This is a genomic window from Pseudoxanthomonas mexicana, assembly GCF_001556105.1.
GTDB classification, from domain to species: domain Bacteria; phylum Pseudomonadota; class Gammaproteobacteria; order Xanthomonadales; family Xanthomonadaceae; genus Pseudoxanthomonas_A; species Pseudoxanthomonas_A mexicana_A.
Genome location: NZ_LSIF01000065.1, coordinates 13,804 through 29,496 on the forward strand (window position 1 = coordinate 13,804; position 15,693 = coordinate 29,496).

Consider the following 15,693-nt stretch of genomic DNA (forward strand, 5'->3'; position numbering starts at 1 on the left):
CGTGATGCGCCGGGACACGCATGGACCTGAAAAGCGGCTATCCCTTCTGGGCCGTCAGCAACGGGCTGATGCAGGCGTTCCCGCGCCTTGCCGCCGACCAGCACTGCGACGTGGCCGTGATCGGCGGCGGCATCACCGGCGCGCTGATCGCCGATGAGCTGGCGGGCCACGGCTTCGACGTGGTCGTGCTCGAGCAACGCGACATCGGCTGGGGCAGCACGGCGGCCAGCACCGCGCTGCTGCAATACGAAATCGACACGCACCTGGTCGATCTGGCGAAACGCCACGGCGAAACCGACGCCGCCCTCGCCTACCGCGCCTGCGCCGAGGCCATCGACCGCCTGAACGAGGTCGCATCGGCATGGCGCGACGTGGGTTTCGCACGCAACCGCAGCCTGTACTACGCCAGCCGTCGCCGCGATGTGCGCGCACTCGAGGAAGAACATGCCGCACGCCGTCACCATGGGCTGGACGTGCAACTGCTGTCGGCGGCGCGCGTGCGCGAAGACTACGGCTTCGATGTACCGGCCGCGCTGCTCAGCACGCAGGCCGCACGCGTGGATCCGTACCGCCTGACCCATCGCCTGCTCCAGCGGCTGCACAAACTGGGAGTCCGCATCTTCGACCGCACGCGCGTGGAGGACATACAGACCACCTCGCGCAGCGTGACGCTGCGCACCGATACCGGCATCAACGTGCGCGCCGCGCATCTGGTGATCGCGGCCGGTTACGCCAGCCAGCACTGGCTGAAGCAGCGCGTGGCCCGCAACCGCAGCAGCTATGCCGTCATCAGCGACCCGCTGCCGGAAGCGCAGCTCGGCTTCCTCGGCGACACCCTGCTATGGGAAACGGCCCGCCCGTACCTGTATGCGCGCAGCACCCCGGACCATCGCGTGCTGCTGGGTGGCGAGGACGATGCCATCGACATCCCGGCCAAGCGCGATGCCCGCGTGCAAAAAAAGGCACGCACGCTGCTGAAGCGGCTGGGCACGCTGTTCCCTGGGCTTGCCATCACGCCGGCGTTCTCATGGGCGGGCACGTTTGCGGAAACCGAGGACGGCCTGCCGTTCTTCGGGCCGCACCCGCAATGGGGATCACGGGTGCAGTTCGCGATGGCCTACGGCGGCAATGGCATCACCTACAGCATGCTCGGCGCCGGACTGCTGCGCGCACGGATCGAGCGGCGCCGGCATCCGCTGTGGCCGTTGTTCTCGTTCCAGCGCCTGGATCGCTGACGCGCGGTGGCCACGCGACAGGCGGTCAGCCGCCAGGCCACCATCCCTTGCCGGTCAGCGCATAGCGATCCGCGGCGCGCTCGAACGGATTGCGCACGCTGACGCCGCCGCACACCAGGTAGACCGGCAGGAACAGCGGGCCCAGCACCATGTACTGGTAGACGTGCGCGCGCTCATGATCGCCCAGCCGGATGCGCGGATGCTGCGTGCGTCCGGCTCGGCATTCGTAGGTGGGGAATTCCGCCTCCAGCGTATCGCCGGTGTTGAGAATGCTGTTGCCGAAGGTGATGGCACCGCCCGGTCCCCAGGGCCAACGATGGAATACGACGGCGAAATCGCGTCGATTCCATTCGGGTCGTGCACCGAACGGCATGCCCGCGACGCCGGCGACAAGGCCGATCAGCGTATTGGGCACGGCCCAGACGATGCCGAGCGCGCGTGCAACCCAGAGCATGGCCGACGCCACGGCTCAGTCCTGTTCGTTGGGCATCAGCAGCCAGAGGATCAGGTAGACCAGGATGCCGGGGAACGCGGCCGACGCGATCGATACGATCACGAAGATCACCCGCAGCAGCGTGACGCTCCAGCCATAGCGATGCGCGATGCCGCCCATCACGCCAGCGATCATGCGGTCGTTCAGCGAGCGGGCGAACGGTTTGGACGTCGTGTTGTTCATCGCCAGCTACTCCCCGCGGTGGTCTGGGCCGAGTCTAGCGCGTCAGCGGACGGGCGCGCCTGAACCGCGCAGCGCGTCGAGCTTCGTCTTGAACCAGGTGGCAGCCGGCAGCGCGGGTTGTCCCGGACACCGCACCTGGTAGGCACGTCCGCTCATGCTGCTCTTGCTTGCCGCGCGTTCGATGAACTGTTCCGCGGTATCCACGAGATTCTTCTTCAACAGGTAGTCGTATTTGCGCTGCAGGTGCTTGCGCGCGTCGGCGCGCCCATGCCACGTGCCGTTGCGCTGGAACTCGCATGACGACGCCGACAACGCATCCATCAGGCCCTGGATCTCGCGCTTGCTCTGCGCGGACGGAGCCGCCTGCGTCGCCGTGGCCAGCGCCAGCAAACAGACTGCCGCGGCGATCCGCACCCTCATCGTGCGCGCTGGCCCAGCCAGTGATGGATCGCCGTCGGCACCTCGCGCTGGGCGCGGCTGGAGACGTAGATGCCGATATGCCCGCCCTTGAAGCTCAGCTCGGTGTAGTCGGCGGTACCCACCACGTCCTTCAGCGCGCGCGAGGCATCCGGCGGCACCAGGTGGTCCTGCTCGGCGTAGATGTTCAGCACCGGCATGTCGACGAAGCCTAGGTCTACCGCTTCGCCACCGATCTCGATACCGCCCTTGATGAAGCCGTTGCGCTGGTAGAACTGGGTGATGAACTGCTTGAACGCCTCGCCCGCCAGGTCCGGCGAATCGAAGATCCATTTCTCCATGCGCAGGAAATCCTCGATCGCCCGCTTGTCGTCGAGGATGTCCACCAGGCCCACGTATTTCTGCAGGTTCAGCCGGAACGGCTTCAGCATCAGGTAGCAGGCATTCATCATGTCGGCGGGCACGTTGCCCAGCGCGTCGACGAACAGGTCAACGTCCAGCTCGCGCGTCCAGTGCGACAGCATGTTGTCCGGCGTGTGGAAATCCACCGGCGTGACCATGGTGATCAGGTTCTTGACCTTCTCCCGATGCAGCGATGAGTAGCACAGCGAGAACGCACCGCCCTGGCAGATACCGAGCACGTTGATGGCGTCGCGGCCGCTGCTGTCGCGCAGATGATCCACCGCGCCGTCGATGAAGCGGTTGATGTAGTCGTCGAGTTCGAGGAAGCGGTCCGAGCGGTCCGGATAGCCCCAGTCGATGACGTAGACGTCCTCGCCCTGGGCCAGCAGCCCCTTCACCAGCGAGCGGTCGTGCTGCAGGTCCACCATGTACGGCCGGTTGACCAGCGCGTAGACGATCAGCAGCGGAATCTTCGCGGTCGGCGCCTTCTCGCCGATGAAGCGGTACAGCACGACCTTGCCGTCGCGCCAGACTTCCTGCTTCTGGGTGGCGCCGTAGTGGACGTCCTCCACTTCCGGCAACGTATGCAGGCCGGCGGACAGCTTCTGCGTCAGCGTGGTGGCCTCGTGTGCCAGCGCTTCGGCACTGAAGTTGAGCGGTCCGTTCATTTGCCTTTACCCCGCTTCGTCTTCTTGTCGGCTTTCGGGGCGGTCGCTCCGCGCGTGGCATTGCGTGCCACCCAGTCCTTCATCGAGACGACCGACGTCGGCTTCGTGGCGGGTGCGACGGCCTTCTTCAGCGATTTCGTGGCAGGCGCCTTCGCAACCTTGGCGACGGTCTTCCTGGCCTTGGCCGGCTTTCGCGGGACCGCCGGAACAGCCGCAGGCAGGCGCGCCTGCTTGGTCGCCACGGGTGCCGCAGCGGCTACCGCGCGTCGTGCACGCTTCTTCGGTGCCGTCTTCTTGGCCACTGCACGCTTCTTGGGCACGGCCTTCGGCGTCGGTGCCGGCTTGCGGCGGGAAGGCACTTCGACGACGACTGTCTCCACCGGCTCGACAGCACGCGCTGCCGGTGTACGACGCATGGGCGCCGCCTGCGCGCGCGTCAGCTTGCGCAGCGCGCGTTCCAGTTCGACGATCTTGCGGTGGGCGGAATCGACTTCCGTCCGCGTCGGCATGCCGAACTGCGAGCAGACCTGTTCGACCTCGCGCTGCACGCCCAGCCGCAAGCGAGCCTGCGCATTCGCCAGCCCGCCGAACGCGTGGCGGAAGTCGGTGGACATGGCGACCTGCGCGTACGCCTCTTCGGCCGCATCGATCCAGAGGTCGAACAGTGCTCGCGTGTTCTGCAACTGGCGACCGGGTTCGGCATGGTCGCTCAGCTTGCGCTCGAAGCGTGCGAACGCATCCTGCGCCACCTGCAGCATCAGCTGGTCGTATTCACCGACCTGGCGCTGATAGTCCTGGTACGCCTGCGCCAGTTGCTGCCAGCGCTCCTGGTGCTCGCGCGACAGCCCGAACGTCGGCAGATGCGCCCACTTGCCACCGTCGCGCTGCAGGTTCTCCAGCCACGGACGCATCTGCTGGATCCAGCCGTCGAGCCCGTGCGCGCCACCCTGCATGCTGCGGAAGATGTCGGCGAACGGGTTGTGGGCCGACGTGGGCTCGGCCATGCCGAGCGCAGAGCGCCAGGCGCGGCCGATGTCGGTGGCGTCGTGGTCGCGCCCGGTGAACTGCGCGGCGACCTGCTGCATCTGCCCGAACCACTGGCTGGCCTGCCGCTGGAAGCGGCCGACGGCCTCGTCGACCTGGGGCTGCCCGCCGGGCACCAGCTTCGACCACCAGTCGACCGTCTGCTGCCACCCGGGCGCCGTGCCGGGCATGGACATCGTCGGCGTTGCGCCGGCCTGCCGCAGGGCATCGCCCCACAGGCTCCAGTACTGCTGGGCGACCGATTCGAAATCGCCCGGCCACGGTGGAACGGAATTTGCCATGTGCCCTCCCTTTCCCGACCGATTCTAGCCGCGGCCGGCGGCGCGTGCATGACGCGCCTTCACCTCACGGTCAAGGCTTGGGAATGCGCAGCGTCTTGCTGATCATCAGCGTGCCGGACACCGCGAACAGCAGCACCAGCGGATGCAGCAGCCACGGCCCCAGCCTCAGTGAGCCCAGCCACAGCGCCGGCCCCACATGGCCCAGGTACACCGCGATCGCCAGCAGCACCACCAGCAGCAGGCTGGTGGGAATCGGCGTGCCTTCGAAATACTTCACCTTGTCGCTGCCGTCGGCCAGCGACTCGGCGGTGACGTTGTAGCGAGCCAGCCGGCTGACGCCGCACGCGACGAAGTACGACAGTACCAGCCAGTCCCAGCCGCCCTGCATGCCGCAGGCGTAGGCCAGCGCGGCCGGGGCCACGCCGAAGGAGATGACGTCGGCCAGCGAATCCAGCTCGCGCCCCAGCACCGAGGCCTGGTTGCGCCAACGCGCCACCCGGCCGTCCAGCGCGTCGAAGATGAAGGCCAGCGGGATCAGCGCCATGCCGATCATCAGGTCGCGCAGGATGCCCTCCTGCAGGAAGCGCATCGCCGCGAAGATCGCGCCGGTACCGCAGAACGCATTGCCCAGCGTGAACCAGTCGGCCAGTTGGAAGTCGCGGATCATCGAGAAGTGTCGGGACATGGCGGCAGTCGTGACCGGGGACGGCCTACAGGGTAAGCCGAACCGGGTGAAGCCGTCGTGGGCGCACCGCTTGCTCTTGGTGTGGGAGCGACGTCAGTCGCGATCGACGATGCCCCGGGACTGCATCGCGACTCACGTCGCTCCCACACCTGGATCCATTTACCGCGGAATCGCCAGCTGGCTGGCCTCCACACTGCCCGTGCCCCGCGGCTGCGCGCTGATCAGCGCATTCGCCGGCAGTTCGCGGCTGCCGTCCAACGTGGCATTGACCTGATCCAACGCCGCGTAGACATACGGCAGCAGCGGCACATAGCGGGCGCCGTAGGCCGGCAGTGCAAGGAAGCCATCGAAGTGCTGAGCGTGGCGGACCTGCCAGTAGCGCACATCGGGGTTGGCCGCGCGTGCCGCGGCGACGTAAGGCGCGCTGGAGAACGCCGGCGGGACGAGACCGTCGTCCAGGCCATGGATCACCACGACCGGTCGGCGTGTCTTCGGAAAGCGCGCCGCGGTCTGCGCGATGCCGGCCTGCACACGGCGCGCGTCGTCGGTACTTCTGGTCTGCAGCGCGCGCAGGCACTGCAGGCCCGGCAGGGTGAAGTCCGGCGGCGCCAGCGTCGTATCGACGATGCCGACACCCGCGCCCGGCGGAATACCGCTACCCTCGGACCACCATGCGGCACGCTCGGCCGCCGTTGCCGCACGCGCAGAAAAATCGGCGTTCTGCGCCGAGAACGCGAAACCGCACGGGTGCTCACCCACACCATAACGGCCGTAGGCTGACGCATACGTCACCGCCACTGCGCGCCACAGGTCGAAGCCCACGCTCAACGCGCCGGCGACCAGCGCCTCGTCGGTCCAGCCGTTCGCTTTCAGTTGCGCATGCGCCGAAGCGGCCTGCGCCTTCGCATCCGCACCGGTGACGAGACCCGCCGCCTTCAGCGTGGCGCAGCGCGCCGTCCACAGCGGTTCGACCTGCGCACGCAGCGGTGGCTGCGGCAGGGCATCCACCGGCAGGTCCAGCAGCGCGCACGGCATCAGCAGCGCAGCCTCGGTGGTGTAGTCGTACAGCGAACGCGCGCCGGGTGCGTCGGCGGCGTAGATGTTCGGTTCGCCGGCGACCACGGCATCCAGCCATCCGCCCTCTTCCTCGCTGGCGCGCAGCACCGCACCACCGCCATTGGAAATGCCGACCGCGATGACGCGCGTATTGTCGAAACGGAACGGCGCCGCCTGCGGGAACGCCTGGTCCAGCGCAGCCAGTGCGAATTCCGCGGCCTGCTTCACGTGACGGCCCCAATCCGCTTCCGGGTTGTCCTTGGAATGCGCGTGTTTGACCGCGACACCGCTGGCGCCGACCGGCGCGTCGGGCGTAAAGGCGAGCGTGTCGACGCCGAGTTCGCCGATCGTGCCGTCCTCGCGTGCACCGCGCTGATCGGTCAGGTCGAAGTAGTCCGTGCCGGCGCCCTTGTCGGTGTAGGCGACCGCGCAGCCCTTCGGCAGCGCCCACGGCGCGGCGACGGCGATGGCGCCGTAGACGCCGCGCGAGCCGGACGAGGCGGTGACGACAACGCAGCGCTTGTTCGCATCGAAGTTGTCCGGCACCTGCACCAGCACGCGGTGCGGCTGCTTGGCGCCGGGCACCGTCGCCACTGCCGAGTATTCGCGACCCGGTGCGCTGGTCACGCTGCCGTAGGCCTGACCGTAGCTGCCGGTCAGCGACAGGTCGGCGATGCCGCGCCAGTTCGCCCAGATCGCGCGACGGCGCAGTTCTTCCGGGGTCGGGTTGGCAGGATCAGCGAACGCGGGCGCTGCCATCGCGCGAAGGCCGTCCAGGCCCAGGCCGGCGGTGAGCAGGTCGTCGGTACCACGATGCTCGGTGACGCGCTGGGGCTGGATCATGTGGGCCACCGCTTCGGGCTTGGGCGGCGCGCTGCTGCAGGCGGCGAGCGCCGCGCCGAGCAACAGGCCGCAGGAAATGCGCGTCTTCGCGTTCATGCGTGGAAAGCGTCCAGGGTTCCGGTCAGTGCCATGAAACTACCCTCCGCGGGAAGCGCCGTCATCGTACTTTGGTACCACGAACCGCGCGCGCCTGCCTGCTACCCTAGCGACGACACGCAGGAGTTCCCCCATGCAGCCTACCCACACCGTTCTCGTCACCGGCGCCGCCAGCGGCATCGGCGCCGGCATCGCCGCGCAACTGGCCGAAGCCGGCCGCCACGTGATCGTCAGCGATCTCAACCTCGATGCCGCCGCAGCGGTCGCCACGCAGATCCGCAGCGAGGGCGGTTCCGCGGAGGCCGTCGCGCTCGATGTCACCTCGCAGGCCAGCATCGACGCCGCGCTGGCGACGATCTCGCGGCCCATCGACGTGCTGGTCAACAATGCCGGCCTGCAGCATGTCTCGCCGCTGGAGGACTTCCCCATCGAGAAGTGGGATTTCCTGGTGCAGGTGATGCTGGTGGGCGTGGCGCGGCTGACCCGCGCCGTGCTGCCCGGCATGCGCGAACGCGGCTTCGGCCGCATCGTCAACATCGGCAGCATCCACGCGCTGGTCGCCAGCCCGTACAAGAGCGCCTACGTGGCGGCCAAGCACGGTCTGGTCGGCTTCTCCAAGGTGCTGGCGCTGGAAACCGCCGACACCGACATCACCATCAACACAGTGTGCCCCAGCTACGTGAAGACGCCGCTGGTGGACAAGCAGATCGCCGACCAGGCCCGCACGCGCGGCATCTCCGAGGCCGACGTGGTCAGCCAGGTCATGCTGAAGCCGATGCCGAAGGGCGTGTTCATCGGCCTGGACGAACTGGCCGGCATCACGGCCTTCCTCACCTCGCCCGCCGCCCGCAACATCACCGGCCAGACGATCGTGGTGGACGGCGGCTGGACCGTGCAGTAAGCCACACCGCATGCCCCATCTGCTGATCGCCGACGACCATCCGCTGTTCCGTGCCGCCCTGCGTGGCGCGGCGGCCGATGCCGTGGCGCAGCTGTCGGTGCGCGAAGCGGAATCGCTGGATGGCGTCATCACCACGCTGGAAGCGCACGACGACATCGACCTGGTGCTGCTGGACCTGCACATGCCCGGCAACCACGGGCTCGCCGGGCTGGCCGCGATCCGCGCGCAGTTCCCCGCGGTCGCCGTGGTGGTGGTATCCGCGAATGACGACCCGCGCGTGGTACGCCGCGCACTCGATCACGGGGCCGCCGGTTATCTGCCGAAGAGCTCGGGCCTGGACGAACTGCGCGATGCCATCCGCAGCGTGCTCGCCTGCGAGCAGTGGCTGCCGGCGTCGCTGCGCAGTGCGGTGGCGCGTGCGCAGTCGTCGGAGCACGACACCGAACTGGCCGGCCGCCTCGCCAGCCTGTCCCCGCAGCAGTTCCGCGTGCTGACGCTGGTGGCGCAAGGCCTGTTGAACAAGCAGATCGCCGATCGCCTCGACGTGCAGGAACGCACCGTCAAAGCGCATCTCTCCGCGATCTTCGACCGCCTGGGCGTGCGTAACCGCACCCAGGCCGGCGTGGTGCTGCGCGAACTGGAACTGGCGGACCCTGCAAGGCAGATCGAAGGCTGAGGTTCCACGGCTGACGTGTTGCCCATCCGGGCGCGTTGCGACGCGTTCGACATCATTGCCGGCCGGGGGTTGAGGGGCGCGGCCAATATTTCGCCACCCCTCTTGACAGCGTTGCGCCGCAACGCGCGCCGGCGCTTATCCACACGTTGGTCGACAGATCATCCACACCCGGTGTGGACAACCCGCTGACGGTCACGTCACGTGCTGGTCAAAATTTCGCCACACATCTTGACAGCCTTGCCACGCGTGGCGCGCAGGCGGTTATCCACATGCTTTCCCCAACAATGCTCCACAGGCGATGTGGGCAAGTGCAGGTCGTGGAACGTATCGCGACTGACGTCGCTCCCGCACCGGCAGCTTCAGATCCGCGAGCAGCTCCACGACACCATGCGGCCTTCGCGGTAAGGCATGACGCCGTGGAAGCCGCGCGGGTCCTCGTCGAACACCAGCGGCAGGAAGTGGCGGTCGCCGTCCCACAGCGGCAGGTCCAGGATCTTCTCCACCGGCACCCACTCCAGCGTGCCCTCGGGATTGGAGGCGAACGGCGTACCGCGGTAAGCGGTGATGACGAAGACGAAACCCAGCCAGTCCTCGCCCTGCTTGCCGAAGCCGGGCCAGCTGATCGTGCCGCGCAGCGTCATCGCGTCGCAGTCGATGCCGGCTTCCTCATGGATCTCACGGCGCATGCCGGCCACCACGTCCTCGTCGCGCTCGATCTTGCCGCCCAGGCCGTTGTACTTGCCCAGGTGCTGGTCGTCCGGGCGCGCGTTGCGATGGATCAGCAACACGTGCGAGCGATCGGGCGACAGCACGTAGCCGAGGGTGGCGACGATGGGGGTGTACGGCATGCGCGAACTCCGGTTTCCAGACGCGCATTCTAGCGTTGGCGGTTGTGGGAGCGACGTGAGTCGCGATGGCGGACCAGGCGTGCGGACAGTCTCCGCACGCAACCATCGCGACTTACGTCGCTCCCACACCGGCGCTAGCACGCGCCGCCAGCAACCGGTCCAGCACCGATTTCAACGCCAGCGGCCGTACCGGCTTGGCGAGCAACGGCAGGTCGGCATCGCGCACGGCGCGACGCACCGCATCGGTCTGGTCGGCGGTGAGGATCAGGCAGGGACGATGGCCCTGCGATCCGCGCAGGCGCTCCGCCAGCGCCACGCCGGTATCGCCGTCATCGAGGTGGTAGTCGAACAACCAGAGGTCGGCCGTGCGTTCCAGCAACGCGTGCTCCGCAGCGTCGCCTTCACCGGCAGTGGCCACACTGCATCCCCACCCCTCCAGCACCTGCCGCAACGCGGACAGCGCGACAGGATCGTTGTCGACCGCCAGTACATGCCGGCCGGCGAGGCCCGGTTTACCGGCCAGGGACGGCACCGGTGCCGGCACGGCGACCCGCACCAGATCCACCGCGAACACCGCGCCATATCCCACCCGGCTGCGCAACGACAGCGGTGCGTCCAGCAAGGTGGCGATGCGGTCGGCGATCGACAGGCCAAGTCCGAGCCCCTGCCCCGGCACGTCGTCGCCGCGCCGGAATTCGTCGAAGATCCGGCGCCGGTCGACTTCTGCGATCCCCGGGCCGGTATCCCACACCTCCACGCGCAGCCGTGCACCGGTCCTTCGCACACCCAGCAGCACGCCACCACGCGACGTGTACCGCACGGCGTTGGCGAGGAAATTCTGCAGGATGCGGCGCAGCAGCTGCGGATCGGTGTGCACCCATGCACGCGTCGGCACGATGTCGAACGCCAGGCCGCGCTCGTGCGCCAGCACGCGGAATTCCGACGCCAGCGGCTCCAGCACCTCCATCAGCGGCAGGTCGCGCGGCTCGGGCACCAGCCCGCCGGCCTCCAGTCGCGACATGTCCAGCAGGCCGGTCAGCAGGTCGGTGGTGGAATCCAGTGCGCCGCGCACCTGTAGCGCCGTCTCGCGCTGGTGCGTCTCCGGCAGCTGTTGCGACAACGCGTCGGTGAACAGCTGCGCCGCGTGCAGCGGCTGCAGCAGGTCGTGGCCGATCGCGGTCAGGAAGCGGCTCTTCGCATCGTTCGCGTGCTCGGCCTCGCGCTTGGCGGTTTCCAGCAGCGCGGTACGTTCGACGACGCGCTGCTCCAGCGTCTCGTTGGCCTGTTTCAATGCGCGCTCCGCCTGCCGCGACGCGGTCACGTCGGTGTACGTGGCGACGAACCCGCCGCCCGGCATCGGATTGCCGCGGATCTCGACGATGCTGCCGTCAGGGAACACACGCTCGGTCAGGTGCGGCGTGCCGGCGCGCATGAACGCGAGTCGCCTGTCCAGCGCACGATCATCGCGTCCGCGTTGTGGCATGCGCTGCAACGCCCAGCGGGTCAGGTCCGCGATCGGCCGCCCGACCTGCAGCAACTCGGCCGGGAACGCGAACATCTGTTCATAGCGCCGGTTCCATGCCACCAGCCTCTGGTCACGATCGATCACGCTGATGCCCTGGCTCATGTTCTGCAGCGCCGCGCCCAGCACCTGCTGGTTGAAACGCAGGTCCTGCGAGGCTTCGCCGACGATGGCGGCCACCGTTTCCAGATCGCCGTGTTCGCGGCGCGCTGCATCGAGCAGCAGGCGTGCCGACGCGGACCCCAGCACCGCCGCCAGTTCGCGCTCCAGCCCCGCCTCGATGGGTGCGGGCACCGGCCCCTGCCGCGGCGCATCGGCCAGCAGTTCCTCCACGCGCTCGCGGGGCAGGAAACGGCGACCCGCATCGCGCAGCGTCCGGGCATCGAAGCCGCGACTGTCGGCACGACGCGGCGCGCTGCCCCGCCAGCCCATCACCAGCAGCGTGACCGCCGTGCCAAGGAACAGGCTGACACCCACCGCGCGCCCCAGCCGGCTCCAGCCGGTCAGGCCGAAGAAGCCGTCGGGCGACAGCAGGGCGATCCCGAACGGACCGCTCTGCAACCATGCCGGCGTCACGCCGCGTGCATCCATCGTCACCGGCAACAGCAGCAGCCAGACCCACACCGCGAAGCCGGCGACGATACCGGCGATGACGGCGCGCGGCGGCGTCTGCGGCCGCCAGATGGCGAAACCCAGCGCAGGTGCCAGCGTGGCCAGTGCCGAGAACGACACCGCGCCGACGTCGGCCAGCGCGTCGTTGCCCGCCACCAGCCGGCTGTACGCCCACGCCAGCAGCATCACCGCAACGATGCCAATGCGACGTTGCATCAGCACCGCGCCACGCAGGTCGCCGCCGGTACCGCGCAGCCAGCCACCCCGCAGCAGGCCCGGCGCCAGCCAGTGGTTGCCGATCATCAGGCTCAGCGTCAGCGTACTGACCACCACCATGCCGGTCGCAGCGCTCAGGCCACCGAGGAAGGCCAGCAGCGCCAACCCCTGGTGGCCCTGCGACAGCGGCAATGCCAGCACGTAGAGATCGGACGGCACGGCGTCGCCGAACAACGCGCCGCCCGCGCGCGCCAGCGGCAGCAACGGCGCCGCCATCAACACCATGTACAACGGGAACAACCAGCGCGCGGTGCGCACGTGGCGCTCGTCGCGGCACTCCACCACGCCCACGTGTACCTGGTGCGGCAGCGTGAACATCGCCAGCACGCCCAGTGCCACCAGCGGCAGGAACCCGTACGTCGTGGACGCCGGCGCCGTGATCACCGGCGCGGCCGGCAGGTCCGGCAGCCCGAACCAGACGAACAATCCCAGTGCCAGCATCGCCGCCAGCTTGAACAGCGACTCGAACGCCATCGCCAGGATCAGTCCGCGGTTGTGTTCCACCGCACTCGCGCGCCGTGTGCCGAACAGCATCGCGAACACCGCCATCGCCAGCGCCACGTACAACGCGCTGTCCTGCCACGCCGGCAGTGCGTCGTTGCCGGGTGAACGCGTCAGCAGCGCGAAGCTCATCGCCACGGCCTTCAGCTGCAGCGCGATGTAGGGAATCAGGCCCAGCGCGGCGACCAGCGTCACCGCCGCGGCCAGCCAGCCGTCCTTGCCCAGGCGGGTGGCGATCAGGTCGGCCAGCGAGGTCGCGTTCGACTCGCGCGCCATCCGCACCAGCCGCACCAGCAGGAACGCGCCGAAGGCATACAGCAGGATGGTGCCGACGAAGGTCGGCGGCAGCGGCCAGCCGTAGCGCGCGGCCTGCGTCACCGTGCCGAAGAACGTCCACGAGGTGCAGTACACCGCCAGCGACAACGCGTAGATATACGGCCATTGCACCGCCAGCACATGCGGGCGCCGCTCGGCATAGAGCGCGGAACCGAACAGCACGCCCAGCCACAGCAGGCCGGCCAGCACCACCGCGCCGACGCTTAGCATCCCGTCATGTCTCCGGACTGATCGGCAGGTCGTGGCATGCACCGAGCATAACGCAGCAACGGCGGGCTTTCGCCGGTTCCCCATCACGACCGTGTGCGCGCTCAGAAGTCGTAGCGTGCGGTCAGGCTGTACTGGCGCGGCGGGCCGTAGAAGCCGGTCAGCACGCCGTAGGCGGCGATGTTGTAGCCGGTGGTGCGGTATTCCTGGTCGGCCAGGTTGGTGCCCTGCAGCGACAGGCTCCACGCATCGTTGACTTTCCAGATGACGCCGGCGTTGACCAGGCCATAGCCCTCCTGCTTGATCAGTGGGCTCAGGTCGGTGGTCGGCCACACTTCGGACTGGTAGGAGTAGCCGACGCGCGCGGAGAGGTTGCCGCCGTTGGCCAGGTCGGTGCGGTATTCCACGTTCAGTGCACCCGAGAACTCCGGCGCGTTGGTGAAATACTGCGTGCTGGCGATGTTGACGCCACTGCTGATGAACTCGTCGTACTTCGCGTCCAGCCAGGCCAGGTTGCCGCTGATCAGCCAGTTGGCCGTCGGCAGGAACTGGTACTCCACTTCCACGCCGTTGACGGTGCCCTTGCCGGCGTTGGTGAAGTCGCCGAAGAAGCTCTGCGTGTTGTTCGGCAGCGTGTAGGAGGTGAATACCGACAGCTGGATGTCCTTGTAGATGTTGTGGAACGCGGACAGGTTGAGGAACAGGCGCTGGTCGAGGAACGACATCTTGCTGCCGACCTCGAAGCTGTCGACCTGCTCGTCGTTGAACGGTTCGCCCGAACGCGGCACCGCCGTGGTGTTGGCGCGGATGTTGTAGCCGCCGGACTTGAAGCCACGCGAGGCCAGGCCGTACACCATGATGTCGGGCGTGACCTGGTAGTCGAGCGAGACCTTCGGCGAGACGTTCTTGAAGTTGACGGTCTTGTCGAAGTTGGCCGCCGCACCCCAGGATGTTTCGTACTGGTTGCTGGTGTAGAAGCGGTTCAGCGCGACCGCGTGCTTGTCCTCGTCGGTATAGCGCGCACCCACGTCCAGCGTCAGGCGGTCGGTCAGGTCGAAGGTCCAGTCCGCGTACAGCGCGATGCTCTTGGTGTTGACCACGCCCTGGGTATCGCCGAACAGCGGATTGGTCAGGCTGGTCGCCAGCGCCGGGTTCCAGAAGTAGTTCAGCACCTGGCCGCCGGCGTCGCCGTTGAACCAGTACAGGCCCATCACGCCGCGGGCGCGACCGCCGCCGTCGTAGTTGACCTGGAATTCCTGGCTGACCTGGCTGTCGCTGTAGAACGCGCGCACGTCGACCAACGGCGAGGGAATCGTGTCGAAATCGATGTTGGTCTCGGTGTCCGACTCGCGCTTGGCGGCGACGTACTTGATCGCCCAGTCCTCGCTCGGCCGCCAGTTGGCGGTGATCGAGGCGCCCTTCATCTCCGTGTCGTTGATGTTCTTCATGCCGCTGCGGATGTCGTAGCGGTCATTGGTCGGCGGATAGGCCGGGGCCAGCGGGTTCCGCGCCAGCATCTTCGCGCCGCGCACGCCGGACTGGTCGTCCATGTAGTCGAACGCCACCTGCACGTCGAAATCGTCGTGCGAGTACGCGCCCAGCTGCATGCGCACCGCGTTGATCTCCTTGTCGCTGACGCCCTGCCCGGTGTAGGTGTTGGTGCCGAAGCCGTCGCGGTTCATGCTGGCGACCGACACGCGGCCGCGCAGGCCGCTGTCCTTGCCGCCGATCTCGCCGCCCAGCGCCGCCTTGACGTCCAGCTGGTTGTAGTTGCCCACGGTGACCGAGGCGAAGCCGGTGGTTTCCTGCGGCAGTCCGCGCGAGATGTACTTGATCGCGCCACCGATGGTGTTCTTGCCGTACAGCGTGCCCTGCGGTCCGCGCAGCACTTCGATGCGCTCCACGTCGAACACGTCCAGCAGCGCGCCCTGCGGACGGGCGATGTAGACGTCGTCCAGGTAGATGCCCACGCCCGGATCCACGCCCCACAGCGGATCGGCCTGGCCGACGCCGCGGATGTAGGCGGTGACCGTGCTGGTGGAACCGCGCGCGGCGTAGATGGTCAGGTTCGGTACCTGCGCATCGAGGTCGCCGATGTCCTTGATCGCCAGCTTGTCCAGCGTCTCCGCAGTGAAGGCGGTGACCGCGACGGGCACGTCCTGCAGGGTTTCCTCGCGCTTGCGCGCGGTCACCTTGACCGAATCGAGCGTGGTGGCGTTGGTGGCTGGCGATGCGTCGGCCGGTGCGGCGTCCTGCGCCCACGCCAACGGCGTGGACGACAACAGGACGCAGCCGATGGCCAGGCTCAGGTGCTTGCGCTTCATGGGTCTCCCCCTCCCGGGTATGACATGGCGGCGGACGGTGGCCGCCGATTGAAGCGAACACTAGGGCGACGGCCGCGCGGACGGCAT

The 15,693-nt window shown here is 68.0% G+C and carries 13 protein-coding genes; 3 read left to right on the forward strand and 10 right to left on the reverse strand.

Annotation, left to right across the window (positions count from 1 at the left end):
• The first annotated feature begins 20 nt into the window (after window positions 1-20).
• Complete coding sequence (locus AX730_RS11690) at window positions 21-1,235, forward strand: NAD(P)/FAD-dependent oxidoreductase (RefSeq protein ID WP_062356555.1); 1,215 nt, start codon at window positions 21-23, stop codon at window positions 1,233-1,235.
• Between the two features lie 25 nt (window positions 1,236-1,260).
• Here the strand turns inward: AX730_RS11690 and AX730_RS11695 are convergent, their stop codons facing one another.
• The 7 genes from AX730_RS11695 to AX730_RS11725 form a co-directional block, all read right to left on the reverse strand.
• Window positions 1,261-1,689, reverse strand: coding sequence for a hypothetical protein (locus AX730_RS11695; RefSeq protein ID WP_062356558.1), 429 nt, complete (start codon window positions 1,687-1,689; stop codon window positions 1,261-1,263).
• Window positions 1,690-1,704: 15 nt separating this feature from the next.
• On the reverse strand, window positions 1,705-1,911 hold the full coding sequence (locus AX730_RS11700; RefSeq protein ID WP_062356561.1) for a PspC domain-containing protein: 207 nt from the start codon (window positions 1,909-1,911) through the stop codon (window positions 1,705-1,707).
• A gap of 42 nt (window positions 1,912-1,953) precedes the next feature.
• Complete coding sequence (locus AX730_RS11705; protein ID WP_062356563.1) at window positions 1,954-2,331, reverse strand: YfeK family protein; 378 nt, start codon at window positions 2,329-2,331, stop codon at window positions 1,954-1,956.
• Entirely contained in the window at window positions 2,328-3,398 is a 1,071-nt protein-coding gene (locus AX730_RS11710) for a class III poly(R)-hydroxyalkanoic acid synthase subunit PhaC (RefSeq protein WP_062356566.1), read from the reverse strand. Before AX730_RS11710 ends, AX730_RS11705 begins: the two co-directional genes overlap by 4 nt.
• Entirely contained in the window at window positions 3,395-4,723 is a 1,329-nt protein-coding gene (gene phaE, locus AX730_RS11715; RefSeq protein ID WP_062356569.1) for a class III poly(R)-hydroxyalkanoic acid synthase subunit PhaE, read from the reverse strand. Before phaE ends, AX730_RS11710 begins: the two co-directional genes overlap by 4 nt.
• 70 nt (window positions 4,724-4,793) lie before the next feature.
• The gene (gene pssA / locus AX730_RS11720) at window positions 4,794-5,408 is read right to left on the reverse strand and encodes a CDP-diacylglycerol--serine O-phosphatidyltransferase (protein ID WP_062356572.1); all 615 of its coding nucleotides are present in this window, start codon (window positions 5,406-5,408) and stop codon (window positions 4,794-4,796) included.
• A gap of 159 nt (window positions 5,409-5,567) precedes the next feature.
• Window positions 5,568-7,403: a 3-hydroxybutyrate oligomer hydrolase family protein gene (locus AX730_RS11725; protein ID WP_083537877.1), complete on the reverse strand. Its 1,836-nt coding sequence runs from the start codon at window positions 7,401-7,403 to the stop codon at window positions 5,568-5,570.
• Between the two features lie 133 nt (window positions 7,404-7,536).
• On the opposite strand from AX730_RS11725, the gene AX730_RS11730 reads away from it, so the two are divergent.
• Both AX730_RS11730 and AX730_RS11735 read left to right on the forward strand, forming a co-directional pair.
• The gene (locus AX730_RS11730; protein WP_062356574.1) at window positions 7,537-8,304 is read left to right on the forward strand and encodes a 3-hydroxybutyrate dehydrogenase; all 768 of its coding nucleotides are present in this window, start codon (window positions 7,537-7,539) and stop codon (window positions 8,302-8,304) included.
• 10 nt (window positions 8,305-8,314) lie between these two features.
• The gene (locus AX730_RS11735; protein ID WP_062356577.1) at window positions 8,315-8,980 is read left to right on the forward strand and encodes a response regulator transcription factor; all 666 of its coding nucleotides are present in this window, start codon (window positions 8,315-8,317) and stop codon (window positions 8,978-8,980) included.
• Window positions 8,981-9,339: 359 nt separating this feature from the next.
• On the opposite strand, the gene AX730_RS11740 is transcribed toward AX730_RS11735, so the two are convergent.
• The 3 genes from AX730_RS11740 to AX730_RS11750 all read right to left on the reverse strand — a co-directional run bounded on the left by AX730_RS11740 (window position 9,340) and on the right by AX730_RS11750 (window position 15,606).
• Window positions 9,340-9,828, reverse strand: a complete 489-nt coding sequence (locus AX730_RS11740) for an NUDIX hydrolase (protein WP_062356579.1) — start codon at window positions 9,826-9,828, stop codon at window positions 9,340-9,342.
• A gap of 112 nt (window positions 9,829-9,940) precedes the next feature.
• Window positions 9,941-13,285 (reverse strand): hybrid sensor histidine kinase/response regulator, encoded by a 3,345-nt coding sequence (locus tag AX730_RS11745; protein ID WP_062356582.1) that lies wholly within the window; start codon window positions 13,283-13,285, stop codon window positions 9,941-9,943.
• Window positions 13,286-13,386: 101 nt separating this feature from the next.
• A complete protein-coding gene (locus AX730_RS11750; RefSeq protein WP_062356585.1) occupies window positions 13,387-15,606 on the reverse strand; it encodes a TonB-dependent receptor in 2,220 nt (739 codons plus the stop codon).
• Window positions 15,607-15,693: the final 87 nt, after the last annotated feature.

What these genes read in the sequence shown, in the direction of transcription:
- AX730_RS11690 (WP_062356555.1), top strand. Translation starts at nt 21, where the DNA reads ATGGACCTGAAAAGCGGCTATCCCTTCTGGGCCGTCAGCAACGGGCTG.
- AX730_RS11695 (WP_062356558.1), bottom strand. Translation starts at nt 1,689, where the DNA reads ATGCTCTGGGTTGCACGCGCGCTCGGCATCGTCTGGGCCGTGCCCAAT.
- AX730_RS11700 (WP_062356561.1), bottom strand. Translation starts at nt 1,911, where the DNA reads ATGAACAACACGACGTCCAAACCGTTCGCCCGCTCGCTGAACGACCGC.
- AX730_RS11705 (WP_062356563.1), bottom strand. Translation starts at nt 2,331, where the DNA reads ATGAGGGTGCGGATCGCCGCGGCAGTCTGTTTGCTGGCGCTGGCCACG.
- AX730_RS11710 (WP_062356566.1), bottom strand. Translation starts at nt 3,398, where the DNA reads ATGAACGGACCGCTCAACTTCAGTGCCGAAGCGCTGGCACACGAGGCC.
- phaE (WP_062356569.1), bottom strand. Translation starts at nt 4,723, where the DNA reads ATGGCAAATTCCGTTCCACCGTGGCCGGGCGATTTCGAATCGGTCGCC.
- pssA (WP_062356572.1), bottom strand. Translation starts at nt 5,408, where the DNA reads ATGTCCCGACACTTCTCGATGATCCGCGACTTCCAACTGGCCGACTGG.
- AX730_RS11725 (WP_083537877.1), bottom strand. Translation starts at nt 7,403, where the DNA reads ATGAACGCGAAGACGCGCATTTCCTGCGGCCTGTTGCTCGGCGCGGCG.
- AX730_RS11730 (WP_062356574.1), top strand. Translation starts at nt 7,537, where the DNA reads ATGCAGCCTACCCACACCGTTCTCGTCACCGGCGCCGCCAGCGGCATC.
- AX730_RS11735 (WP_062356577.1), top strand. Translation starts at nt 8,315, where the DNA reads ATGCCCCATCTGCTGATCGCCGACGACCATCCGCTGTTCCGTGCCGCC.
- AX730_RS11740 (WP_062356579.1), bottom strand. Translation starts at nt 9,828, where the DNA reads ATGCCGTACACCCCCATCGTCGCCACCCTCGGCTACGTGCTGTCGCCC.
- AX730_RS11745 (WP_062356582.1), bottom strand. Translation starts at nt 13,285, where the DNA reads ATGCTAAGCGTCGGCGCGGTGGTGCTGGCCGGCCTGCTGTGGCTGGGC.
- AX730_RS11750 (WP_062356585.1), bottom strand. Translation starts at nt 15,606, where the DNA reads ATGAAGCGCAAGCACCTGAGCCTGGCCATCGGCTGCGTCCTGTTGTCG.